The sequence below is a fragment of the Burkholderia sp. S171 genome (assembly GCF_009766085.1).
Lineage (GTDB): Bacteria > Pseudomonadota > Gammaproteobacteria > Burkholderiales > Burkholderiaceae > Caballeronia.
Genome location: NZ_LMUF01000007.1, coordinates 277526 through 302404, shown reverse-complemented (window position 1 = coordinate 302404; position 24879 = coordinate 277526). Strand labels below are relative to the sequence as shown.

Genomic DNA, 24879 nt, shown 5'->3' with positions numbered 1-24879 from the left:
CACGCGCGAGGCGTTGCTCTCCACCCCCCTCGCCCCGGAGACACCCGCCTATGATGTGAGCCAGGCATGCGGAACGGGGCTTGAAACCGCGATCCTGGTCGCGAACAAGATCGCGCTCGGGCAGATCGATGTCGGCATTGCAGGTGGCGTGGATACGACCTCGGACGCGCCTATTGGCGTGAACGAGCGAATGCGCAAGATCCTGCTCGAAGCCAACCGAGGCAATTCCACGGCACAGCGCATGAGCGCACTGGCGAAGCTGCGGCCCGGCATGTTGATCAAACCCGCGCTGCCGCGTAACAGCGAACCCCGTACCGGCCTTTCAATGGGCGAACATTGCGAGCTGATGGCCAAGCGCTGGAAGATCTCGCGCGAGGCGCAGGACGAGCTTGCGCTCGACAGTCATCGAAAGCTGGCGGCAGCGTACGAACGCGGTTTTTTCAACGACCTGATGACACCGTACAAAGGTCTTTCACTCGACAACATCCTGCGGCCGGATCTCACACCTGAGCGCCTCGCTGCGCTGAAACCCGTCTTCGACCGCGACGCAGGGACCCTCACGGCCGGCAATTCCACGCCGCTCACCGATGGCGCGTCGGCGGTGTTGCTGGCGTCCGAAGAGTGGGCGGCCGCGCGCAATCTGCCCGTGCTCGCTTATCTCACGCTCTCAGCAACCGCGGCCGTCGATTTCTTCGACAAGAAAGAAGGCCTCCTGATGGCACCCGCCTATGCCGTACCGCGCTTGCTCGAACGCGCGGGACTGGCGCTGTCCGACTTCGATTTCTACGAGATCCATGAAGCATTCGCGGCACAGGTGTTGTGCACGCTCGCGGCTTGGGAAGACGAGGAATACTGCCGCACGCAACTCGGCCTGGACCGCCCGTTCGGCTCAATCGAGCGTAGCCGCATGAACCTCAATGGCGGGTCGCTGGCGACGGGTCATCCGTTCGCGGCGACGGGCGGCCGGATCGTGGGAAGCCTCGCCAAAATGCTGGCGATGCTGACACGGGAGCCAGGCGATACGCGAACCCGCCGTGGCCTCATCTCCCTCTGCGCGGCGGGTGGCCAAGGGGTGGTCGCAATTCTCGAGCGTTGATGCCGGCTGGTGGGCCGAGCAGGATTTGTCGATGACGGTCATCTGAAGAATCTGAAGATAAAACGCGATGCCCCGGAATTTCCGGTCTCCGCGATCCGTTCTAAGACGAGGAAAGGTTTTCGCCGTGAACTGCGCGACGGCAAAGCAGCCAAAGCAGAACGAACGGATCACGGAGACCCTTATGCATCGAGCACGACAGCGCCGTCAAAACTGCAAACTGATCACCGCAAGCGCTTGGGTCCGTAGTCTGCTCGCCGCACTCGCCCTGTCAGCCATCGCGGTGCCCGCCAACGCACAGGAGGCGGCCCGCACGGTCACGGCCGCACTGCCAACGTCCGCCGCGACCTCCGCAGCCGGCCCGGCGCTCTCCGCCGGCGCAACGAGTACGCCGCCGAAGACATCTCCAGCGCAAGTCGGCAAGCTCCCGCTCGATGGCCAGGTCCGCTGGCTGAGTCGCGCCGCACTGAGCGGCACGCTTGCCAACATGAGCGACCCGGCGCTTGTTTCGTTGTTCAAATCGCTGGATCCGCTGGCGCTGCCGCGCTATCTGAAGAACGGCCCGAATGGTTATCCGTCGTATGAGTTCAGCATGCTGCGCCGTGAACGTATCCACGGCATGTGGCCGTCTCAGGCCGACCACATGCTGGTGCGCGTGACACGCGACCCGCTTCGGATCTACGCAAAATGGCTGCCCGATGGCGGACACGCGGGTCAGGAAGTTCTCTACGACGAGACCGCGCGCCCCAACGAAATGTACGGCCATCTGGGCGGCCTGCTCAAAGTGATTGCGATCTGGGCTTCGCTCGATGGCACGCTCGCGCGCTCGCAATCGCGGCATTCTGTCCGCGATCTTGGTACCGAATACATCACGCAACAATTCCTGGCCGAGGGCAAGAAATTCGCCGACGCCGGGGTCACGCGCGCCAATAACATTGAAGTGAAAACGATTGATGGTGCGCGGGTGGTCGCGTTCACTTACGAAACGCCTTCAGGACAGCCCGAGTTCTATGCAAAGAAAGAGATCCTCGGACTGGACCTGCGGCGGCCCTATTTCCGGACGGCGGAATCCTTTGACAACGATGGCAAGATTTTCGAAAGTATCGTGTTCCAGAACATCGCGCCGAAGACATTCGACGATGCGACGTTCAGCCCTAAAAACCCCGCTTACAATTTTTAACCGCATCAATCACAATTTTTTGCCTTGCCAAACGTCTCCCTAGCAGAAGCACGCGTGGCATTTGGTCTGTTTTAAGTTTCGCCTAAGAGTTGATCGATACCCTTGCCCAACTTTATCGAAACTTCACGCGCCGCTGTAGGGTGCAATCGACGCGCTGCACGACACAAAGACAAAGCATTAACGAAAGGAGTTCGTCATGAACCTCCGCAACGCATCGGCTCCAGTACGGGCCATCAAACGATTACTCAGCCACCACGAAATCGCCACGCTGCTGTTGTTGCTGCATGCGCCGATCGACGTGATGGCCGCGCCTCCCGACGTTGCCTCGCTCAGCGAATACGGCTACGTTGAGATGGTGTCGCCTACGCCGGGCGAGTCCAAGTTCCGCCTGACCGACGACGGCAACGCAGTGCTGCGCGGGCTCGGTATCAAGTAAATTCAGCCGGGCGAATAGCGCCGAACTTAGCCGGCTCGTGCTTCCACCCCGCACAGCGATCTCTGGAATAATCGATTGAGTGACGCTTTCCCTCAATCGAAAGGAGATTCGCAATGCCACCTGCAATACCCGCTTCAATGCCTGGTTCAACGCCTGCTTCAATGCCTGCTTCAATGCCGGGTCCCCGGCCGAAACTTGCGCGCGTTCTGCTGACCAACGACGATGGTATCGACGCACCCGGCCTCGCCGTGCTCGAAGCAGTGGCCGCCGAACTTGCGGACGAAGTGTGGATCGTCGCCCCGGAGCACGACCAAAGCGGTACGTCGCATTCCATCAGCCTGCATTCGCCGCTGCGCGTGAGCGAGCATGGCAAGCGTCGCTTCGGTGTGCTCGGCACCCCGGGTGATTGCGTAGTGATGGCCGTGCGGCATTTGATGCAGGACGCGCCGCCCACGCTGATACTGTCGGGCATCAACCGCGGCGGCAACCTGGGCGTGGAAACCATGTTCTCCGGCACGGTGGGCGCAGCCATGACGGGCTTGCTGCTCGGCTTGCCATCCATTGCATTGAGCCAGACCTTCAGTGACCGCGACAACGTGCGCTGGGATACCGCGCGCGAACTCGCGCCCGGCGTGATCCGCTCGCTGGTCGCCATCGAACACGATGTGCCGACCTGCTTTAACGTGAACTTTCCAGATATAGACGCCGCATTGGCCGGCCCGCTCACTCCCACTCGTCAGGGTGTGGGACTGGTTGAAGGTATCGAAGTCCTGCCGCAAACCGATCCGCGTGGTCTGCAATATCACTGGCTGCGTTTCCAGCGCGGTCCGCGCGAGAACACGGCCGATAGCGAGACGGCCGTGGTTGCATCGGGACGCGTCTCGGTGACGCCGCTGCAATTCGAACGCACTGACGAACGCACGTTCGCTGTGTTGAAGAAGGCACTGGCGTAGAAGTCAAACCATGGAACAGCAGCGGGAACGTCGGATGCAACGCCACCGCCTGCAACGTCTCACCCCACGACGCGCGTTTCAGGTTCTTCATCGAAGATCTGGAACTTGCGCATTTTTTCCCACAGCACCTTGCGGCTGATGCCCAGGTGACTCGCCGTGTCCTGCCGCCGCCAGCCGTTCGCTTCCAGCGCGGCCAGCACGCGGTTGCGCTCGTTCATGTCCCACTTGCTGCGGTCAACCAGCACCTCAGCGCTCAGCTCAGGCGGGACCGGCTGCGAGGTGCGGGCAAGCGCGAGCAGGCGTTGCAGCCGCGCGGTGTCCCACGATCCGACTTGCCGCACGGTCACGCCTATGCGCTCCGCCAGATTGCGCAGCTCGCGGACGTTGCCGGGGAAATAACTATCGGCGACCGCATCGGCTAGCCAGTACGGCAACTCGGGCAAGGTCGCGAGCTTTTCCGGCCCCACCACCTGCGCGATAAACGACTTGAACAGCGCAATCTTGTCGATCGCTCCGCGTTCCTCCAGCGACGGAATCTTCAATTCGATCACCGCCAGCCGATAGTAAAGATCCGCGCGGAATTCGCCGTCCTTCACCAGTTGCGGCAGGCTCTTGTGACTCGCCGCGACCAAGCGAAAATCCACCTTGACCGGCGTGGCCGAACCAATCCGCGTGACCGCGCTGTCCTCCAGCACGCGCAATAACTTGACCTGCTGATACAGCGGCATATCGCCGATTTCATCGAGGAACAGCGTGCCGCCGTCGGCCTGCTCGAAGTAGCCTTTGTGCGCGATCACGGCGCCGGTGAACGAGCCTTTCGCGTGACCAAAGAACAGCGATTCAAACAAGCCATCGGGGATCGCGCCGCAATTGACCGGCACGAACGGTCCCTCGGAATAACGCTTGTGCTGCTCGTGCAGCATCTGCGCAATGCGTTCCTTGCCTACACCGGTTTCGCCATGCACGAGCACGCTGGTGTCGCAATCTGCGAAGGTCTCCACTTCATGCAACAACACCTGCATGCACTCCGCATTCGCGATCAGGGCGCTCGATTCCTGCGCTTGCTCCCCATGCGCACGCAACTGCTGGGCAAGCTTCGCCACCATCCGGCGCAGCTCGGCGCCGGTGAAATCGAGCGGCAGGATATGCGAGTAGTCGGAGGGGAAAACGCTCGTGTCGCGCTCACGCGGCGCCGCGCCCACCCAGATCACGGGCATGTCGCGATGCGCTTCCCAATCGCGTAATGCAAACGCGCCTGTGTCGATCACGCTCACGCTCACAATGGCGATTGCCTGGCGCCGGGCGTCCTGGCCCGCGGCAATCGACATGCCGTCGGCGCGGATCACATCGACTTCGAAACTCGACATGCAGCGCACCACCTGCTCGACGATATCCGCCTTGCCTTCCCACACGTAAATATCGAGGTCATCGATTTTTGTCGCTGGTCTCATTGCTCGAGTCTCATGGGTTGCATCTGTTGGCTTCGCAGCCGGTCGCGTGTGTTCATGGGTTGCGTTCGTTACTTGCGTTACTTGCGTTACTTGCGTTACTTGCGTTACGTGCACTCGTTACATTGTTAACGGCACTCAGTGGTCTTCGGTTCAGTCATGCGTTCAATATTGAAGTTGTGACTGGCCGCATGTCAGCGACAGGTCATGCACGGTGCTCACGCCGATCTGTGCGCCGAGGAGTTGCAGCACGGGAGAAAGGACCGTGTCCAGCGCGTTGAATACGGGCGTCAGGAGAGGCAGGACAAAACTCAGTAACGCCTGGGCAACGGCCGAACCAACCGAAAGCGGTGCTCCGAGCAAAATCACGGTCAGCCCATTTTGCGCGGACAACTGCGTGGTGAAACCCGATGTCGCGTTGTACAGCACCCCACCCACCTGGTTCGAGTTCGTTGTCTGGTAATCATCGGCATTGCCAACAATTCCATCAAAAGTCAGCGATGCTGTATTGGCCGCGACAGCAGGAAGCGATGTGGCCATCTTGATGGTAAGAATATTTAGCGGGGTACTGACAAGCGTCGCCGGAGCGCAGCTATAGGGTGCCGTGGCTGAGAGATTGGTGGGACCGTCGCCTATGCAGACACTCGCGATGCCGGTCTGAACGCCGACCACCGAGTTGCTTGCTGCCTGAGTCGAGAGGCACTGCGTGGAAACAAGCCACGCGTAGCCAGTTCCTACATAGACGTTGATTGGCAACGTCACGATCGGTGGTGAAAGAAGGCCCAACAGCCCCAACTGTAGCCCGGGTAACCCTCCGAGCGTCACCACCAAAAACGCCCGCACCTGAGCCGTCGTGGCGATCGTGCGCCAAGCTCCCGTGGACGTTTGCCCGGCCTCGCCTATTGCCAGTACCGGCGGCTGGATCACTTGCACCTGCAATGTCGCTGTCGCCACGCCGAGGTTCAGAGCCGTAGACACATTCACGGCAGACTTTCCCGCCTGTGCAATGTCGGCCGCGACGAACAGCGCGTCTAGCGGGCTGATAGTTGCAGTGAGTGCAGACTGCGTGTCGGCGAGGCTGACTTGTAGCAGACCCGTTGCACCATTCGTCGCTCCAATGGCGAAGGTTTGTGCGCCGGGTATATTTGCGCTCGCGAAAGCCTGCAGCGCACCCAGTGCGAGGGACAGATTCGCATTGGCGACCTGCGTATTCTGCAACGCCGTGAGCATGAGATTAACGAATTGCGCGGCGGTGACGTTCATCGCGAGCAATTGGTTCACTGTGCCTACGCCCGCTGCCGTCACAAGGTCACCAATCTTGATACGCGATTGCGCCAGCCCTTGGTAACCCACAGCCGATATCTGCAGCGTGTTGATATTCGTCCCCAGCATGGCGTTCAGCAGGCCGGTGATAACGGTCGGGTCGACCTTTAACGTCGTCGTGCCGATGGTGAACGACCCCACGTTGACTGTTTGTGCCACCCCCGTCGCGCTGATTACGCGCCCGGTTCCCAGGAAGAAATAAGGTACTTGCTTCGACACCGTCACCTGCACCGCGTTACTCGGCGTAGCGTTTGCCGCGTAGTAGTTCGGACCGGCATAGACCGTCGGGTCCCAGCGCCCGCAGGTCGTGGTAATCGTGTTGCCCGACGCCGAGGAGTTGAAGCCATTCGCGCCCGCACTGCCAATTGCGGTGGTCGGAGCGCGCGAACACGCGTTGTCGACGACCTGGGCGCCCGCATTCGCCGCCATGTCCGCCACGCTTTGCATGACACGTCGTTGATAAAACACATTACCCACATCGATAGCGGCAAGCGCTGCGACCGCTACCAGCAGCCAGAAGGCGGCCAGCACGCTCGCTACACCGCGCTGCCGTTTATGGCTGCGCGGTGTTTGTCTGCCCTGCGATGTCGGCAAGCGCTTCATGTCAGTTAGACGCTCCACCGCCTGCCGCGCCACCGACTGTCCCCACCGACGAATCCAGATGCTCCGGGATCGGGTGGTCGAAGGACTTCAGATAACGCGCATACGCGGCGCTCGCTTCGGCACCCAGCATCGGCTGCGCCGGCGCCGCCATCTGGCCGTTTCGTTGTAACGCGAGTATCGATAGCGTGGCATCGCCGATCAGCGTGACATGACGGGGCACAGTGACAGTTTTCAGCGGAGCCGTAGGCTGTGCCGATGCCTGTGCCTGCTGCTGAATCTGCGTGGTCGCCGAGGGTTCCTGCGACGTCAAAGGTGTCTGCGTCTGCGCCGTCGCGCTGGTTGCGATCACCATCGAGCACAACATGGCGACCCATCCCATAGTCAACACGGTCATCCTGCACGACCTTCGCTTCGTCCGATATTCATTCATGGTTCTTTCCCTCACCGTGCGACCAGTTGCGGTTGTTGGCCCGACATCGCGACGGATGGATTGAACGTCTGGGTCAGCGGCAATTGCGCGTTGAGCAGAGAATCGACCGTCTCCGGTGCGCGGACGGCGGGAGTGGGAACGCGTGCGCGCTCGGTCGTCGCCGCGGCAACCTTCGCCACCTGCGCTTGCGACGCCTGCGCAGCGGCCGCCGCAACACGCTGCGCGTCCGCGCGAATCGCCTGCTGCACTTCAGGGGAAAATTTCTGCTGCGCGATCAGCCCTTGCGCCGCGGCGGGCTGTCCCTCGGCTAACAGGAATAACGCGACGTTGCTCAGGATCTTCGGGTTGTCCTGTGCCAACTCCGCGGCTTTCATCAACGGTACGCGAGCGCCCGCTACATCGCCCAGACGCAAGCGCGCGTAACCCAGATCCGATAGCGTGAGAGCGTCGGTTGGTTGCAGCCGCGTAGCAGCATCAAATTGTTCGGATGCCTTAGCAAATTCTCCCGTTGCACCAGCCAACAAACCGAGACCGCGATATCCCCGCGCCGCTAGCGGCGTGTTCAGCAGTTTTGTGTATGCGTCGGCGCTGCCCTGGGCCTGCCCGGTCTGGCGCAAGGCGTCGGCGCGAAGCAGAATGGTGTCGGGCGTCGAGCCATACTGCTTCTCGTACGCGTCAATATGCGCAAGCGACGCATAAAACAAACCCTGCGATTGCATCCGGTCGATCAGCGCGAGATACATGCCAGGTGTATCGGGCGCGTCCTGCTTCTGCTGCGATTGCTGAAGCGCGGCTTCGCGCTCCGCCTGGATGCCGACCCCATAGCCACTTTCCATCTTCGACGCGCAGCCTCCCAGGCCAGCGAAAACGGTACAGGCAAGCATCAGAACAACAGTGGGCAAGCGGTTCTCGATTGCGATCGATTTCATGGTGTCACTCTCTTCAACGTATCTTCAACATCTATTTATGCATCGTGGACAGCGAATTGAACACGGCGATAAAGCCCGGACCCGCTGTCATGATCAACAGCGCGGGCAGCAGGGTCGTCACCATCACGCCGGTCATCTTCACGGTCAATGCGCCGATCCGTTCACGCAACGTTGCGCGACGTGCCTCGCGCAACCGGTCGCCGAAATTGCGCAGCGGTTCCTGTACCGCACCACCGTGTTTGTCGACCTGAACCACCAGCCGCATCACGGCATTCAGGTCATCGTTTTCGTAGCTCGTCGCAAGCCGGCTCAGCGACTGCTCGCGCGTACGTCCGGTGGTGAACTGCCGATGAGCCAGAGCGAGTTCCTGCGAGAGCACCGGCAGCACGGTCGCGAAGTCGTTGATCATCACCTGCAGACTCTGATCGAGAGACAGGCCAACTCCCTGCAGCAAACGCAGCAAGTCGACAAACATCGGTAACTCGCTTGCTACGGCGCGTTGGCGCGCTTTCGCGCGGCGCCGCACGAACCACTTCGGCAACATGAACCCGAGACCGAGCCCAGCGAGCAGCCACATGGCGAGGCGGGGCTCCCCGTTGAACCAGGCCAGCGCAAGCAGTAGCAGCAGCGCGGCGCAGCCAATCCGCGCTGCAAAGAAACGCGCGCGCGCGTTGGCATCGAGGAAACCGCATCGATCCAGCAATCGCCGGTCTTCAGCCGCAACCACAATGGCGCCGAACGGCGTGTCCAGCCAACTCACCGCCACACGGTTGAGCGCCCCGGCCAGGCGCGACAGGCGGCCACCTTTGAGCCGCTCCCGGCCTGCGTCCCCCGCATCCTTCGCGTCCGTTGTCTGACGCGTCTCCTTGCCACCGGCAGCCGCGCGGGCTGCCGAGCGGGCCGCGCGCTGGTCAAGCGCGTGGTCGAGCGTGCGCGCGCCTCGCTGCATGCGCGCGAGGCCAGTGAACGCGAGCGCGCCCAACAAAGCACAGCCTAGCGCGGCGACGAGCAAGGCAAGAGCGAACACGGTGTGAGCGGTCATCATCAATCCTTCAGGCGCGCCATCCGGTAAAGCAGAAATGCGCCAAGCACTTGCAGCCCGAACGCGACGTACACAAGGCGCTGGCCAAATGAATCGGACCACATCGCATGGAAGTACGACGGGTTTGAGATCATCACGAAGCCGCCCACCAGCGCCGGCAATAAGCCGAGCACCCAGGCGGACAAACGCGTCTCGGTGGACAGCGCAATCAATTCGCGCTCGGCCTGTTCGAGATCACGCATCAGCACCGCCATGCGGTCGAGCATCACGTCGGAGCGCCCACCGTATTTCACCGAGATGCGGAGCACCGAGCCGACCAGTTCCAGTTCGCGCACGCGATATGCCGCGGCCACGTGCTTCAGCGCCACGTCTATTTCGACGCCCGAGCGCAACATCCGTGAAACCCGGTCGAGGCAGTCACGCAACGGCGCATCGGTGGTCGTCAGTGCGGCCTGGAACGCGGCCGGCACGCTGTTGCCAAGAGTGATGAGCCGCACGATGCCATCGAGGAATACGGGCAACTGGCGCGAAATACGTTGATAGCGTTTTTGTGCACGCCATGAGAGAAATGCAAACGCGCAGAGCGCCCCGAAGACGACGACACCCGGCGCAACCAGCCAATGCGTACGCACGCCGATCCAGCACGCTCCTGGCAGGATCACCGCGCCGGTGCTCAACAAAAAGGTGCGCGCACTGGTGATGCCCGCCCGGTTCAGCAGATTGCCGAAGCCATAAACCACGCGCGCCTGCAGATGGCGCATATTCTCGGGAATGCCGCGCTGCATGGCATTCGGCGGCAAAGAAGCAGGCGCGGCAGAACGCGGGCGCTGACTGTTCCGGGGCGTCGCCATGCCCGGTGAAGCCGGCTGTACCGACGCGACGCGCCGGTCAACAAAACGGTCGGTCAGCGCGCGATCGCGATTGTCCTGCGCGCGCTGCCACAGCAGCAGCCCGCCGGCCGCGCACAGCAGCGCCACGACCAGGACGAGACCGATACCGCTAGACATTGAAGCCTCCTCCTGAGCGGCCGAAACCACCACCGCCACCACCGTTACCACCGCCACCTCGTCCGAAACCGTCGTTGAAGCTGTCCGCGCCCCTGTCGTTGCCGAGCGACTGGCGGTACTTGGCAAGCTTCGGCGAGCTGGGATGAATGCCGAGCGAGACCCAGTTGTCCTGCTCCTCGCCGCCGTCCATGATCGGCTCGTACCGGTACAACTCCTGCGTCGCGACAATGTTGTCCGAGAGCCCAGTCACTTCCGTCACCGACAAAATCCGCCGCCGCCCATTGGACAACCGCCCGATCTGTACGATGAAGTCGATGGCATTCGCAATCTGCCGCCGCAAGCTCGACTCCGTGCCCTGGAAGCCGGCAAAACCCGCGAGCATTTCGAGCCGGTAAAGACACTCTCGCGCCGAGCTCGCGTGGACGGTGCCCATGGAACCATCGTGGCCGGTGTTCATGGCCTGCAGCATTTCAAGCACCTCGCCGCCGCGCACCTCGCCCACGATGATCCTGTCTGGCCGCATCCGCAGCGTATTACGCAAGAGGTCGCGAATGGACACCACGCCCGCGCCGTCAAAGCCGCCCGGACGGCTTTCCAGCCGCACCACGTGGGGATGATTGAGCGAGAGTTCGGCTGTGTCCTCAATCGTCACCACGCGCTCTTGCTTCGGAATGAAAAACGCGAGCGCGTTGAGCAGCGAGGTCTTGCCCGAACTCGTCCCGCCCGACACGAGCACATTGCAGCGTGCCGCGACCGCTGCGTCGAGCAACCGGCAGATCTCCTGATCGAAGGTACCGTTTGCGAGCAGGTCGTCGGGGCGCAGCGGGTCACGCCGGAACTTTCGTATCGATACGACTGGTCCATCGAGAGACAACGGTTCGATCACCACGTTCACCCGGCCGCCGTCCGGCAGGCGGGCATCGACCATGGGATTGGATTCATCCAGTCGCCGTCCGATCGGAGCAAGAATCCGCCGCACGATCCGCAGCAAATGCGCGTTGTCTGCGAAGCGCACCGGGATCTTCACAAGGATTCCGTGGCGTGAGACGTAGACGTCGTCGAAGCCGTTGATGAGGATGTCTTCCACGGCAGGATCCGCGAGCAGATCCTCGATCGGTCCAAAGCCCGCCAGCTCCTTCGTCAGCGCCTCCGCGATCAGCCGCACTTCGCTTTCGTTCAGCGGAATGCGCCGCATCCGGACGAAGCCGTCGATCTCCAGGTCGACGAACTGCTGGATCGCCTGGCGCGACCAGCGTCCGAACTCGGCGCCCAGTTCTTCAATCCGCGTAAGCAGATGCTCATGCGCCGCGTTCTTGATGTCCTGGAATTGCTGCGTATGCGCGAACGAAGTGGCGTCGTCGGCGAACTCAATGTCTTTTTCCATCGTCTATGACCGCTTGGTGAAAGTGGGAAAGAGCCGTTTGAGGAATTGTTTTGAGCCGCCCGGCGCGTCGGCGAAATCCGCCGTCTTCTGGTTCAGTGCATCGGAGTCCATACCGTCTGGCAACGGGCTGGATGTGGCCGTGATGCTGTCGGCCGCCGCGATTCTTTGACCGCCGAGCCGCGCAACCAGCGGGTCCAGCGCCCGCACATAAGCATCGCGTTCAGCGATATCCGCCAGCAGGCGCCCCTGGTTCACCGCGCGTCCAAGCGCCTGTGCCCGTGCAGGCAGTACCGCGAGCAACGGTAGCCCAAGCCGCTCTGCAATTTGCTCGGCGCCAAATTGCAGCGTCGGGTCGAACTTGTTCACGATCAGATGCAGCTTCTGCGGCGCATCGGCGGGTTCGCGGTCCTTGGACAAGCGCGCATCGGCATCGTGGACACGCACGCCTTGCAGCAATTCCATGGCGGACACGACGGACGCCACGTTCGGATCGCAGACCAGCCACACATTATCCGCGGCGCGCACCATCTGCGCGACGAACTCGAGGTTGGTAAAACCACCGAGATCGATGATCTGGTGATCGAAGAAAGTCCGCAGCCGATTCACCAGATTCACCGCCGACGCGTACGACACCTCGCGCATCGCCGTGAGATCCGGTGGCAATGTGGTCACCGCCAGACCGCTGGCGTGGCGTCCGAAGGCTGTATGAACGAAGGTCTGGTCGAAGCGGCGCAGGTTGCGCACGGCATCGACGAAATTGAATTCGCTTTGTGTGTCGAGCAGCACTGAACTGTCTGCGGCAGGGATGCCCAGGTCGAGCAGCGCGGAGGTCTTTAATGCCGCCGTGCCACGCTTCTGCAATCTGACCGCGAGGTTCGCAGCCAGCGTGCTCACACCCATGCCGACACGCGCACCCAGCAGCACCGTAATGTGGCCTTGACGGTTGGCTATGTGCTCCGTCTTCGCGGACTGGCTGGCCTGCTCAATCAATTGCTTCGCTATCCGAAGTGCTTCGTCAGGCTCCCCTTCAACATCGATAAAATCGCGCACGCCCGCGCGCAACGCCGCAATCGCGCTGGCCGACTGCTGCAGCGACCCTAACGCAACGATGGCAAGGCCCGGGAAGGCATCGTGTACCGCGGTTGCCATAGCCGTCGCGCTTGCGATGCTGGCTTCAGGCGCTTCAAGCGGTGCGCGCGCGAAGTCGATGAACACCATCGTGGCGCCGAGCGTCGAGATCTTCGGCAGCAACGCAAGAGCGTCGAAAGGCACGTACTCGAGCGCACCCAACGTACCCAGCGCGCGCGCGAGCCAGGCCCGGCGCCCCGCGTCAGAGCAGACGCACAGGAACCGAGCGCCCGGAGAGCGCACTTCCACGTCAGTCAAAGATAGAACTCTTGCGTTCATCGCCGCTTTCTCCTGCCACATCGGCGCGGGCAACACTGCCAGCACACCTCGCTGCACCCATCGTTCCGGGCGGACTTGCACGCGTTTTCACCCCCTGCCCGCCGTCCTCCTTGTCAGACCGGACGCTCATCATTTCGAAAATCCGGGCACCGCTTCGCGCGATGCGAAACCACCGATGAACGAGCGCCACACAGGTCCGTCGCGGCGCTCGGATTGCTCGCCAGGCGTGGCTGGAAGCACCGCCCCCTTCGCAATCGGCGAGACCAGATGCGGCGTCACGATGATCACCAGCTCGCGATCGTTTTGCGAGTACTGCAGGGTCTTGAAGAACGCGCCGATGACCGGTAAATCACCGAGCATGGGCACCTTGTCGACGTTCGACGACGTCTCGCGATCGATCAAACCGCCAATCACGAAACTTTCGCCATCACCGAGTTCGACCGTCGTATCCGCGCGCCGCGTCGTGATCGCCGGCACCGAAATGCCGTTGATGGTCAACGCGTGCTGGAAGTCGAGCTGGCTCGCTTCCGGTGCAACCTTCAGCGCAATTCGGTTCACGCCGAGCACGGTCGGGGTCACCGTCAGTCCGATACCGTAGGGCTTGTAGACAATGCTGATCGTGCCGAGTGATTGCGGCACGGGTACCGGAATCTCGCCGCCGGCGAGGAAACTCGCGCTCTGTCCCGACAATGCGACGAGGGTCGGTTCGGCCAGCACACGTGCGAGGTTGTTTGATTCAAGCAGACTGAGGTTCGCGAAGATGCCGCGAGAACCCAGGTTCACGATCAGGTTGAAGGCGCTGCTGATAGGCGACGCACTTGCGATCTGTAAATTTGTAGTCGCGCCACCCGTAAAAGACGTCAGCGATGACGGCGCGAAGGTGCCGAACGCAAACGCGTTGTTCTGCTTGAAGAGATTGAAGCCCGCCTCCTTCAGCACGGACTTGCTGAACTCGACCACCTTCACATCGACCTGGACAACGGGACTGGTTGCTATCGTCGATGCGTCGAGAACGGAGCCGTCATTCGCGTCGCCCCCCTTGCCGCCCCCGGCTGCGGATGAATCCGGGGAGCTTCCGCTTTGCCCTCCCGAATCCTTGCCCGCCGATGTTGACGCTGTATCGGACGAACCTGCGGTCTTCGCAACCGACTCTCTCGCTACAGCCAATGCGCGCTGATGTGACTCCATGCTCGTGGCCGACCCAGTGACCACCGCCGTGTGGCCGAGCACGTTCACCTCGGGCGTATCGCTGCCGAGCAACTCACGGGCGGCTAGTGTGGTGACGTTGATCGTGTAGGTCTGCGGCGCGCTCTGACCGCGCTCCCAGATCATCATCTCGGTGCGCCCCGCGCTTTTTCCTACCAGCAGCAAACCGCCATTCGCGCTGCCATTGCTCTTGAGCCAAAGCACATCGGCGACGGAAGGATCGCCAACAGCTACCCGCTGCAACGCGTGCCCCATCGCGATCTGCTTCTGGCCACCCACGACAATATCAATGACCCGCGACATCGGCGATGCAGTCGCGTTTGCAGCAGGCTTGGCGGTCTTTGCACTGGCGAGCGGACCGGACGCGCACGCGCATACCAGCACGGCAAGCGCTATCCGCCGGGCGCCAGAGACGCTTCGTCCTCGATAAGACACCTTGGCTCTCATGATCTTTTATAGTCTGACTACATACTGCGTTGTCGCCATACGGCGGCATGGCCCCGACCTTTCCTTTGATGCTGGCTGCTGTTACTCGTCCTTCTACTTACCCTTCTATATTTGTTTACGGCACGGCCATCATTTTCAGTACGTCACCTTTTCCCTATGAGCACCCCGAATCAATTCAAGATCGTTCGACACGGCCTGGACACGCGGCGCACGCGCCGCAGGCAGGGAGGGCATGGCAGGTAACGGAGGCATGACTGGCGTGCGCGCCGAGCGCTCGGCATGAGCACCCGCCAGTGCCTCCAGCGACAAACCCGCAGCCGCGCGCGACGTGCCATCATTCGATGTCCTTATCGATGCAAGAAGGGGCGCCATGGCAAGCGGCTCGGCTGTGTCTGTATCGGCGGGATTGCGCAGCGCCAGCACCAGGCGGCCCGCGCCCTCCGCGAGCGTGAGTGCGTCGATATCCGCGGTGCGCACGGCCAGCACCGCCGTACGCGCACCCGCACTGCGCGGGGCGTTGGCCGCGTTGGCCGCGGTGTCCGTTGCGTCGGATGTCCCGGGAAGGGTCGCATCGCCGAAACTGAGCACACGGACCCTCGATAACAACAGCCGCGCCTGCGTCGCGCCTACTTCCGCATCCGTGCCGGGGCCGGCGGACATATCGCGTTTGAGCATGAAAAACACATCGACGAAATTGCCGGGCCGCACCCGGTTGCCCACCGCATTCCCCTCGTCGACCCGCACTGCGATGGCCCGCTCACCAGGCGCGATGGCATCGGCGAGTCCAGTGGTGAGGTTAGCCTCGGAGAGCGGCGTATTGGCAGTAATCGCGACGAGCGGCACGCGCCCGACGAGCCCGGTGGCATCGGCGAACTCGCCGACTCCACGCGAGGGCACCATCCGCATGGTCAGGGCATTAGCGTCGATCGGTTTGCCGGCAGGCAGGTCGCGCGTTGCCACGACCACCGTAAAACTTGCCTGACCCTGCACGATTTGCGGTATTTGCACTGGAGGGCGACGCGAAAGCGACCACGCGAAAATGCCAAGCAGCACGGCGAGTGCGATCAGGGAAACAGCAAGGATGCGGGTAATGTTAGCCATGATCGTCTATGTTGTTCCAAACGTGAATAACGCTTAAAACAGGTTCTCCGGGTTCAGTTGCACCATCGCACTTGCAGTGAGACTCGTTGGCACCGGCAGCCCGATCAAAGGCAATGGAGGCACCAGCGGCCGGGTTGCGTAGTTGTAGTTGAGGGCGACGCTCACGCATTGCATCGTGGCGTCGAAGCTGCACCCCGCATACGTTGCGGTGCACGGAGCGCTGCCCGCGAGCCAGTTGACGAGCCCCGTCGCCGTCGCGCAGGCCGCACTCGCGCGCAGCGCGAGTGCGCCGGCTGTGCTCGTTGCGCCTGGCTGGTAGCGCAGCGCTGCCCGTGCGCCCTCGGACGCAGCCATCGTGAGCGATTGCTGCGCAACGAAGACCATGCTGTAGGTGACGATCGCGTAGAACACGAGGAAGAACAGCGGAAAAACAATGGCGAATTCCACCGCCATGCTGCCCCGTTGCGCCCGGCGCCGAGCGGTGCGTGCATTGGTATGGGCGAGGGAATGTGAGTGAGCGCGCCGGCGGGCGTCGGGCGAGACAGGTCGCGCGGAGTTGACTCGGGTCATCGGGCGGCCTCGAAGACGTGCAGCGTCAGGCATCCGATTGCGGACACGGCGAGCAACGCGGCATACGGTGTCGCGCGGCGGCCTCCGACAATAAAGGTGTACCGGGACGGTCGCTCGGCTCGGGTCCCGGTGACGTCGTGAGGACCGTTCAGGTAAGCAATCGAATTTGCTGAGGACTCCAACGAACTTGCAGCGCTCGCGCGTCTCCCTTCGATCACCGCTGACGCAAGCAAATACAGCGCATGAATGCCAGCGGCAATACTGGCCACAATCCACAGCGCGGGTAACGCGTGAAAGCCGCACCATGCACCGAGCGTAGCGAAGACCTTGATGTCGGCGGCGCCCATCAGGCCAATCAGATAGAACGGCAAGAGCGCAAGCAGGCCGACTGTGAGACCGAGCGCGGCATCGGACAGGTCGATGTGAAATGGCGAATGGCCGCTGGCAACAAGCACACCGGCCATCCCCAGTCCCGCAATAACGAGCCAGTTGGGTATGCGGCGCAACCGGCAATCGAATAGAACGACCGCGAGTGCCCAGCTAATGAATAACGCGGCGTTAATCATGGTATGAACTCGCTTCGACCAGGCAAACTAATCCCGTCGACCGCCCTTTCAAGCAGTCGATTAGAAAAATCCAGTGTCACGCCCGCGCGCAGCAGATCCCCTACGTGTGATTCGCATTAATGCAAACACACGAGGTCATTCCGCTATACCGGCGAATAAGCCGGCATAGTCAGTTAATTGCTAGCGACAAGAATGTGCGCCGGATGCCCGGTGGCGCGAAGCCCCGTTCCGCTATAGCGCGGTCACAATAGATGTGAACACGCCTTGCAGTTTCGTGACAACGCCACCGACCGACGCCGCGAGTGCAACCGCGATAAGTCCGGCAATGATGGCGTATTCAATGGCAGTCACACCGCGTTCGTCTTTGACGAAGCTCTTGATGAAATTAGACATGATGCTTTCCCTCGGATATTTTTAATGGCCATGTGGCAAATATTCCGGCATTTTTCTGGGTCGCCGCCAGCGGGTTCTCTCTTCCCCGCGGCCGTGGCTCCGCATGCCTGGATGCGCGTCGTTGCGCGCGACTTCATTTGCCGCTTCTCTCAGGTTCTAGACGTGTAATCGATGGTACCTCCATCAGTCAGGATGTTAAATGATGCATCCCTGAAACGATTTATAGCCGAACGCTATCTCGAAATCAACGGGTAACACGCAATAATTTCATCGGTTGTTACCCTTGATCGGTAATGTTTGTGCCGCAACAACACTTTGTACTCAAACACTTACCGGTAACAGTCAATTTTTGTCGCATTAACCAAACGATGCGACGGCTAACTATCTAGTTAACGGAGCGTCTCTTATTACCTTCCTTGGATTTTTATCTAGTGTGTACCCTCTAGTTCATACGCATTATTCGGCCGGCTCAGATGACGGCTCAATGACGGCTTCATATTGCAATCGTTCGCACTACCGTTAAATGAATTCCTGGCAGTGCCCGAAAGAGACACGCACGGTGATCGCGGACGACAACTCGCGTTTTAAGCGTTGAGCGCACGGCCGGATGCGTAACGGACGCAACGAACGTACCGAACGTAACGCGCGTTACGGCTTGGGGCGTAACGACTTAAACCACACGTTACGTTACGTGATGCCTCATTGCGGCGTTACTCCATTTTCGCCAGACCTTCAGACCACCGGAAAAGCCATGCCAGGCTTTATACCGTCTGGTTAACCCGTTGTGCCTACCACGCCGTTTGTCATCCTCCGTACAAATGGCACGCGTCCTGCAATAAGACGATGGCAGTTCTAAAAACTATATTCCATCCGAGGGCGTTATGAAGACCATCCGAATCCAAAGCGGCGCATTGCGCGTCACCTTTCTCACTGCTGCTATCGCGACCATGCTGACTCTTGGCGCCTGCGGCGGCTCAGGCTCGACCAGCAAACAATTAGGCAGTTCAGGATCCGGAGCGATCCCGACCGTCGGCGGCACCGGCGGTGGCACGGGTAGCGGAACAGGCGCCGGTGACGGCAGCGGCGGCGGCAGCACCACGGTTGGCACCGGAACGGGAGCAGGCAGCGGCACCGATGGCTCCGGCACAGGTGCGGGTGGTGGCGTGAGCGTCGGCGGTGGCGGCACAGGTTCTGGCGGAGGGACGGTCGCAGGGGGTGGAGGCACGGGTGGCGGCACGGGTGGAGGCACCGGCGGCGGAACTGGAGGCGGCACAGGTGGCGGCACAGGTGGCGGCACGTCAGTCACGACCCCGGTTGCAGCAGTAGCCGGTGGAGCGGGCAACGTTGTATCGGCAGTGGGCAATACAGTGACGGGCGTGGGCACGATAGTCGGCAATGCAAACATTCCCGGCGTCAGCCCCGCCACGACACAGGCGGCAGGCGGTGTCGTCTCGCATCTCGGCGACGCAGTCGATGCGCTGGGCAACGGCGTCTCGCAAGGGCTCGGCCAGATTGGTTCGAGCGCTAACCCCGTAGGCACGACGCTCGCCAGCACAGGCAACGTGGTTCAACAAGCGGGCGCTGCCGTCAGCAGTGCCGGTAATCTCGTGACGAGCGTCGGCAGCGGTGCGCTCTCCCCGCTTGCACCCGTGACGACGCCGTTGGGCGGCGTGGTTGATACCCTCGGCAATGCGGTCACGCAAGCCGGCGGCGCGCTCGGTACGACGCTTTCGACGGGCGCAGTCAGCCAGATCACGCAGCAAGTCAGCACGGCTATCACGCCGATCACGGCGTTGGCCGGCTCGCTGACGCAAACCGTCGGTTCTGCAACCGGCCTGGGCGCGCCCGCCGATAACCTGCTCGCCACGCTCGGCGGCGTATTGAAGTCGACGGGCAGCACGGTCGCATCAACGGGCAACAATCCGCTCGCAACCGGTCTCGGCAGCGTAGTGTCCACGACAGGAACCACGCTCGCATCGGCCGGCGGCCTGGTGAACGGCACGCCGGGCACGAATCCGTTATCACCCATCAGCGGAATTCTCTCCGGCCTGACAGGTGGCATTGGTGGCACGGGCGGCGCGGGAGGCTCAGGCGGCCCCCTGGCTCCGATCACGGGTCTGGTCGGTGGCTTGACGGGCACCATTGGCGGCGCAGGCTCGACACCCGGCGCAGGCCCGCTCGCTCCGGCCGCAGGCTTGCTCGGCGGCTTGACGAACACGGTGGGCACGGTGGCGACCGGCGCAGTGACGCCCGTGGCTGGCGTGGTGGGCGGTCTCACGGGCGCGCTGACCAACGCGACATCGGGCGGCGCAGCTGGATCGGCGGGGAATCCGCTGGCATCGGTTACCGGGCTTGTGGGCGGCCTGACAGGCGCTGCATCAGGCGCGGGCACGGGTACGGGCGCAGCGAACCCGATTGGCGGGTTGCTCGCGTCGGTAACAGGAGCAGGCGTAGGTGCAGGTGTAGGCGCGGGGACCACGACGACGAAATCGCCGTCGACCGGTGCAACGACGACCACCACTGGCGTAGGCGTTGGGGTGGGCCTCTCGAGCACCACGGGCAGCGGCGCGAGCAGCAGCTCGCCGGGCAACCCGCTGGGCGGCGTGACCTCGCTGCTGGGCGGTCTGCTCGGTGCGCATAACAAGTGATATGAAGTGATATAAACCGCTGCCGCAACGCTTGGGCCTCGAGACTTTTCGCCTGGAGCGAGAACTCGAGGCTACCGGGTCCGTGACCCGGACCGCCCCAGATTCGGGTCACGGTTTGAAGCATTCTTTTGTTACGTCCTCGCGACGAGGAGGGTCGGGTACCCAACCCCTCACTGATCCCTTTTAGTCTCTGGTAACACCTCGTCTTCCCCGGCGCCGCTCTCGGCGCCGGTTTTACATCCGGCGGGATATTTCAAATACCGCAAGGACAACCTACAAAAATAGCCATGACACGCAGGGATAAACGAGAATAGTTTGAGAGAGGTACGAATAAAGCCAAAGGTTATGGCCGCAAAGAGCCGTAATACAGAGGTAGGCAGTAGTAGCAGCACCCAGCATCAAACGATGACGAACGCAGCAGGACCTCGGGTCATATCGATCCGGCCTCCTCCGCAGTTCGCACGAAAAAAGCCAACGAGGGCCGTACCGTGAATATCAAAGAATGGAAATGGACGCTGCTGCTTGCGGCGGTGGCCACGCATGCCGCCCAGGCGCAGACCAGTGGACAGGTCGCGCGGCCCGCGCTGGCGGGCAACCCGCTGGACGCGTTGCCGCAAGTGAACGCGCCGCAAAAGCCACCGGCCGTTACCGTCGATGTCCAGCCGCAAACGCCGCACATCCAGGAATTGCTTGCGCGTCATCTGACACCGCAAAAGATCCAGGTGGAAGGCGTAAAAACCATCCCCTTCGATGAAGTCGCGCAGCGCTTCACTCCACTTGTAGGCAAGGACGTCACCATCGGCGAACTGATGGAGACGGCTAACGGCGTGACCGCGCTCTACAAGGAACGGGGTTACGCGCTCTCGTTCGCCTTCGTGCCCGCTCAGACCTTCGAAAACGGCGTGGTGCGCATCACGGTGGTGGAGGGTTACGTCGCCGATATCAAGATCAAGGGCGATCCCGGCACCGCTGAAAAACGCATTCGCGCGATCGCTGACCGGATTCGCGCCGACCGGCCGTTACGGCAAGAAACCTTCGAACGTTACGTCAATGTGCTCGGCCTCACGCCCGGCGTGAAGATTGCGGCGACCGTTGCGCCGCCGCAGACCACCGACGGCGCGACCACGCTCGATCTGGACGTCGAGCGCAAGCCGTTCAATATCGCGACCGGTATCGACATGAATCATCCCGGCGTGCAGGGCATTGTCACCGCGACGGAAAATGGCCTCCTGGGTCAAGGCGAGACGCTGGGTGTTTCCGCGCTGCTACCGAAGGGCCGCGACGATCAAACCTATTTCGACGTCAATGGCTCATTGCCCATAGGCACCGATGGCTTCACCGTCAAGGCCGATGCATCGCACTACTATGGACATCCTGTCGACAACCCCGGCCTGCCCTCCTACGTCGAGCGCACCGTTATCAACGACAAAGTCGGCTCGTCCGCGTCGTATCCGTTTGTCTTGAGCAACACGCGCAGCCTGATCGGCACGGTGGGTGCCTACGCGTCGCACGACGAGGACCGCTACAAGAACACCATCACGGGCGCACAACTTGGCCAGCGTTCGCAAGTGCGGGTGACGACTTTGCAACTCGACTACACCGGCGTGGATACGGGAACGGTCCGGCGTGCGAGCCTGAACGTGGCGAAAGCGTTCGATGTGCTTGGGGCGTCGAAGTCGGCGGACACGAACATTCCCGGGGTTGTCACAACCAATCCTGCGTCATTGACGTTCGTACGCACGGGCGCAACGGTTTCGCAGACCAATGAATGGCCGTTCAAGATCGGCACCTCGATTGCAGCAACCGGGCAGTACAGCGCGGACTCTCTGCCGACGTCGGAGCAGATCGCATTTGGTGGACAGCGCTTCGCGCTCGGTTACCAGCCTGGAGAAGTATCGGGCGATTCGGGCTGGGCTGCATCGGCCGAAATCAACCGGCCGTTTGCGATCGGACTGGCGTTCATGAAGACCTTCACACCCTACGTTTCCGTCGATACCGCCCACACGTATCTTCACGCCGTTGGTTCAAAACCGAGCCGCCTAGCGTCGATAGGCGTGGGCTTCCGAATCTCCGATGCCAAGTACTACAGCCTGGATTTATCGCTGGCGAAACCGGTTGGCGATGCCCCGCAGGAAGGCAACGGATCACGAAGCCCGCGCGTCAACGCGACCTTCTCCTACCAATTCAATTGACGCGGGACGGACCCCAAGCGAACACCCTGCCGACTAGAGGGTTTGTACAAAACGCTCTCCATGCTTTGTCGTATTCTGTCCGGCACGCGGCTCCTGCGCCTGCTCCTGCGCGGCCGGCAATAATGACAACATGGTCAACATATCAAGAGACGTTTTACCTCAAGGAGGAAGCATGACGGGACTTACCCGACTCGCGCATCGGCATGTGGGACGCATCCTGCTTGCCGGCGCACTACTCGCCTCGGCCGCAACAAGCATGGCGCAGGCTGCATCGCCCACGGGACTTTGGCAAACCATCGACGACAAGACTGGTCAGCCCAAGGCACTGGTGCAAATTGTCCAGGATGGCGACGGCACACTCACCGGCAAGATCCTCACAGGACTCGGCAACAATGACGATCCGAACCGCCGTTGCACGGCCTGCACCGATTCACGCAAGGACCAGTTGATGAAAGGCATGACCATCATCAACGGCATGAAGCCCGATGGCGACACATGGGACGGCGGCCAGATCCTCGATCCCGAGAACGGCAAGCTGTACAAATGCAAGATGCATCTGGACGATGGCGGGCAGAAACTCGTAGTGCGCGGATATATTGGCGTGTCGCTGCTTGGACGTTCGCAAACCTGGATTCGACAGCAGTAGGAACGTCGCGTCCGAATATCTGACGCACAAAAAAACCCGTCTGGAGACGCAAAGTCTCCAGACGGGTTTTTTATACGCTAGCGATCTTCGCTCGCGTATCACGTCCTATGTCACACCGTATATCAGGCCGCGCGACGCACACCGCTTCGCGGGTACTCAACAGGTCCAAGAGGGGTGAGCGGCACGAGCGGAACCAGCGGCATCAGCACTGGCCGGGCGTCGCCATGCATCTCGGCAAGCCGGGTGGGATCCGCCGCAAGCGCATGGCCGCCCAAACCCTCTGGCAACTCCGTTGGCACGCGCATGCGCGAGGTCATCAACGAATACAAACCTTCACTCGCCACGCCGAACAACTGCTGCATCACACGCCCGAGCACACCGGAATCGTGCCATGCCTTGAAGCGCCGGTGACACGTCTGATACGACGGATATTTGCGCGGCAACGTTGACCATGAAGCACCGCTGTACATCACCCAGAGCACGCCGTTGAGCACTGCACGGGTATTGGCGAGCGGCCGTCCGCGCAACTCGGAACGGGGCCGCAACTCTGGCAACAAAGGCGCGACCATTTGCCATTCTTCGTCGGACATATCGCGGTAAGGCTTCATGGTTCTCTCCAATCACAAGTAAGTGATTAGAAGATACCGATCCGCCCGACACCCCGGAATAAGACATGTCCGAATCTTGAAATACGGTCCAGAGCCTTACAGCAGTAAGCTCGCGACGAAATTATGAGTCTCGCATTGTCAACTCGGCCGTTCAGCCAACGCTTTCATCAAGTCAGCGATGTGTCCACCAGCCGACGCTCCGACTCCAGATATTCCTTCGACTGCATCTCGGTAATGCGCGACACCGTACGCGCAAACTCGTTGGCCATCGGCCCTTCCACGTACAACTCTTCGGCAGGCACCTCCGCCGACATCAGCAGCTTCACCTTGTGGTCATAGAACACGTCGATCAGCCAGGTAAAACGCCGTGCCTCCGATGCATTGCGCGGCGACATCTTCGGTACGTCGGTGAGAATCACCGCGTGGAAGCGGCTCGCCAGTTCGAGGTAATCGTTCTGCGAACGCGGGCCGCCACAGAGCGTGGCGAAGTCGAACCAGACAACGCCATCGGCTTTGCGCAGCGCCTTGAGTTCACGCTTCTCGATCCGCAGGATCGGGCTCTCGTCCGGCACCGCAGCAAGCTTGGCGAAATCGGCGCGCAGCGCTTTGTCGGCGGCAGCGCCCAGCGGCGTGTGATACGCGGTCACTTGCGACAAAGTACGCTTTCGATAATCCGTGCCGGCATCGACATTGATCACGTCCAGCTTCGACTTGATCAGCTCAATAGCGGGCAGCAGCCGGTCGCGATGCAAACCATCCGGATACAACAAGTCCGGGTCATAGTTTGACGTCATCACGAACTGCACGCCGGCGCCAAACAAGCGGTCGAGCAGCCGGTAAAGAATCATGGCGTCGGCAATATCCGAGATATGAAACTCGTCGAAGCAGATCAGCCGGTAGCGCTTCGCCACGCGTCGCGCGAGTTCATCGAGCGGATCGGACGTGCCCTTCAGCTCTTCCAGCTCGCGATGCACCTCGCGCATGAACTCGTGAAAATGCAGACGTGTCTTGCGCTGCACCGGCACGACCGCGAAGAAGCTGTCCATCAGGAAGCTCTTGCCGCGCCCCACGCCGCCCCACATGTAGACGCCACGCGGCAACTCCGGATGCGAGATCAGCTTCTTGAACGCATTCGAGCGGCGCGCCTTGTACGCGACCCACTCGTCGTAGCAACGTTGCAAACGTTCGACCGCCGCCAGTTGCGCTGCGTCCGACTGATAACCCCGCGTCTGCAGTTCGTGTTCGTAGTATTCGTTGACGTTCATGG

The 24879-nt window shown here is 61.5% G+C and carries 22 protein-coding genes; 7 read left to right on the top strand and 15 right to left on the bottom strand.

The window, feature by feature from the left end; all coding sequences use genetic code 11:
- The 4 genes from GSQ93_RS04360 to surE all read left to right on the top strand — a co-directional run.
- Positions 1–1096, top strand: a 1096-nt coding sequence (locus GSQ93_RS04360; RefSeq protein ID WP_158934387.1) for an acetyl-CoA C-acetyltransferase, incomplete at its 5' end; no start/stop codon positions are given.
- Between the two features lie 181 nt (positions 1097–1277).
- Positions 1278–2273: a DUF1571 domain-containing protein gene (locus tag GSQ93_RS04355; RefSeq protein WP_158934386.1), complete on the top strand. Its 996-nt coding sequence runs from the start codon at positions 1278–1280 to the stop codon at positions 2271–2273.
- Between the two features lie 196 nt (positions 2274–2469).
- Entirely contained in the window at positions 2470–2709 is a 240-nt protein-coding gene (locus GSQ93_RS04350; protein ID WP_158934385.1) for a hypothetical protein, read from the top strand.
- 173 nt (positions 2710–2882) lie between these two features.
- Positions 2883–3662 (top strand): 5'/3'-nucleotidase SurE, encoded by a 780-nt coding sequence (surE, locus tag GSQ93_RS04345; protein WP_158934615.1) that lies wholly within the window; start codon positions 2883–2885, stop codon positions 3660–3662.
- A 59-nt stretch (positions 3663–3721) separates the two neighbouring features.
- Here surE and GSQ93_RS04340 read toward each other — a convergent pair whose 3' ends face one another.
- The 13 genes from GSQ93_RS04340 to GSQ93_RS04280 form a co-directional block, all read right to left on the bottom strand.
- Positions 3722–5113 carry a sigma 54-interacting transcriptional regulator gene (locus GSQ93_RS04340; RefSeq protein ID WP_158934384.1) on the bottom strand — a complete coding sequence of 464 codons (1392 nt, stop codon included), beginning with the start codon at positions 5111–5113 and terminating at the stop codon, positions 3722–3724.
- Between the two features lie 162 nt (positions 5114–5275).
- Positions 5276–7036 carry a TadG family pilus assembly protein gene (locus GSQ93_RS04335; RefSeq protein ID WP_158934383.1) on the bottom strand — a complete coding sequence of 587 codons (1761 nt, stop codon included), beginning with the start codon at positions 7034–7036 and terminating at the stop codon, positions 5276–5278.
- A gap of 1 nt (position 7037) precedes the next feature.
- Positions 7038–7430 (bottom strand): DUF3613 domain-containing protein, encoded by a 393-nt coding sequence (locus GSQ93_RS04330; RefSeq protein WP_254073739.1) that lies wholly within the window; start codon positions 7428–7430, stop codon positions 7038–7040.
- 47 nt (positions 7431–7477) lie between these two features.
- Positions 7478–8350: a pilus assembly protein gene (locus tag GSQ93_RS04325; protein ID WP_158934613.1), complete on the bottom strand. Its 873-nt coding sequence runs from the start codon at positions 8348–8350 to the stop codon at positions 7478–7480.
- A gap of 76 nt (positions 8351–8426) precedes the next feature.
- Positions 8427–9437, bottom strand: coding sequence for a type II secretion system F family protein (locus GSQ93_RS04320; protein ID WP_158934382.1), 1011 nt, complete (start codon positions 9435–9437; stop codon positions 8427–8429).
- A gap of 2 nt (positions 9438–9439) precedes the next feature.
- Positions 9440–10444, bottom strand: a complete 1005-nt coding sequence (locus GSQ93_RS04315) for a type II secretion system F family protein (protein ID WP_158934381.1) — start codon at positions 10442–10444, stop codon at positions 9440–9442.
- Positions 10437–11828 (bottom strand): CpaF family protein, encoded by a 1392-nt coding sequence (locus GSQ93_RS04310; protein ID WP_158934380.1) that lies wholly within the window; start codon positions 11826–11828, stop codon positions 10437–10439. The genes GSQ93_RS04315 and GSQ93_RS04310 overlap by 8 nt, the downstream gene beginning before the upstream one ends.
- 3 nt (positions 11829–11831) lie before the next feature.
- Positions 11832–13235, bottom strand: coding sequence for a fimbrial protein (locus tag GSQ93_RS04305; protein ID WP_158934379.1), 1404 nt, complete (start codon positions 13233–13235; stop codon positions 11832–11834).
- Positions 13236–13364: 129 nt separating this feature from the next.
- Entirely contained in the window at positions 13365–14744 is a 1380-nt protein-coding gene (locus GSQ93_RS04300; RefSeq protein WP_158934612.1) for a type II and III secretion system protein family protein, read from the bottom strand.
- Positions 14745–15023: 279 nt separating this feature from the next.
- Complete coding sequence (cpaB, locus tag GSQ93_RS04295) at positions 15024–15989, bottom strand: Flp pilus assembly protein CpaB (protein WP_158934378.1); 966 nt, start codon at positions 15987–15989, stop codon at positions 15024–15026.
- A 33-nt stretch (positions 15990–16022) separates the two neighbouring features.
- A complete protein-coding gene (locus GSQ93_RS04290) occupies positions 16023–16442 on the bottom strand; it encodes a TadE/TadG family type IV pilus assembly protein (RefSeq protein ID WP_254073757.1) in 420 nt (139 codons plus the stop codon).
- A gap of 113 nt (positions 16443–16555) precedes the next feature.
- Entirely contained in the window at positions 16556–17125 is a 570-nt protein-coding gene (locus tag GSQ93_RS04285) for a prepilin peptidase (RefSeq protein ID WP_158934376.1), read from the bottom strand.
- Between the two features lie 231 nt (positions 17126–17356).
- The gene (locus GSQ93_RS04280; protein ID WP_158934375.1) at positions 17357–17518 is read right to left on the bottom strand and encodes a Flp family type IVb pilin; all 162 of its coding nucleotides are present in this window, start codon (positions 17516–17518) and stop codon (positions 17357–17359) included.
- Positions 17519–18399: 881 nt separating this feature from the next.
- On the opposite strand from GSQ93_RS04280, the gene GSQ93_RS04275 reads away from it, so the two are divergent.
- The 3 genes from GSQ93_RS04275 to GSQ93_RS04265 all read left to right on the top strand — a co-directional run bounded on the left by GSQ93_RS04275 (position 18400) and on the right by GSQ93_RS04265 (position 23004).
- A complete protein-coding gene (locus tag GSQ93_RS04275) occupies positions 18400–20166 on the top strand; it encodes a collagen-like triple helix repeat-containing protein (RefSeq protein ID WP_158934374.1) in 1767 nt (588 codons plus the stop codon).
- A 488-nt stretch (positions 20167–20654) separates the two neighbouring features.
- Positions 20655–22358: a ShlB/FhaC/HecB family hemolysin secretion/activation protein gene (locus GSQ93_RS04270; RefSeq protein ID WP_158934373.1), complete on the top strand. Its 1704-nt coding sequence runs from the start codon at positions 20655–20657 to the stop codon at positions 22356–22358.
- A 172-nt stretch (positions 22359–22530) separates the two neighbouring features.
- Positions 22531–23004 (top strand): DUF2147 domain-containing protein, encoded by a 474-nt coding sequence (locus GSQ93_RS04265; protein ID WP_158934372.1) that lies wholly within the window; start codon positions 22531–22533, stop codon positions 23002–23004.
- Positions 23005–23126: 122 nt separating this feature from the next.
- On the opposite strand, the gene GSQ93_RS04260 is transcribed toward GSQ93_RS04265, so the two are convergent.
- A complete protein-coding gene (locus GSQ93_RS04260; RefSeq protein ID WP_158934371.1) occupies positions 23127–23612 on the bottom strand; it encodes a transposase in 486 nt (161 codons plus the stop codon).
- A 167-nt stretch (positions 23613–23779) separates the two neighbouring features.
- On the bottom strand, positions 23780–24877 hold the full coding sequence (gene zapE, locus GSQ93_RS04255; protein WP_158934370.1) for a cell division protein ZapE: 1098 nt from the start codon (positions 24875–24877) through the stop codon (positions 23780–23782).
- Positions 24878–24879 lie beyond the last annotated feature (2 nt).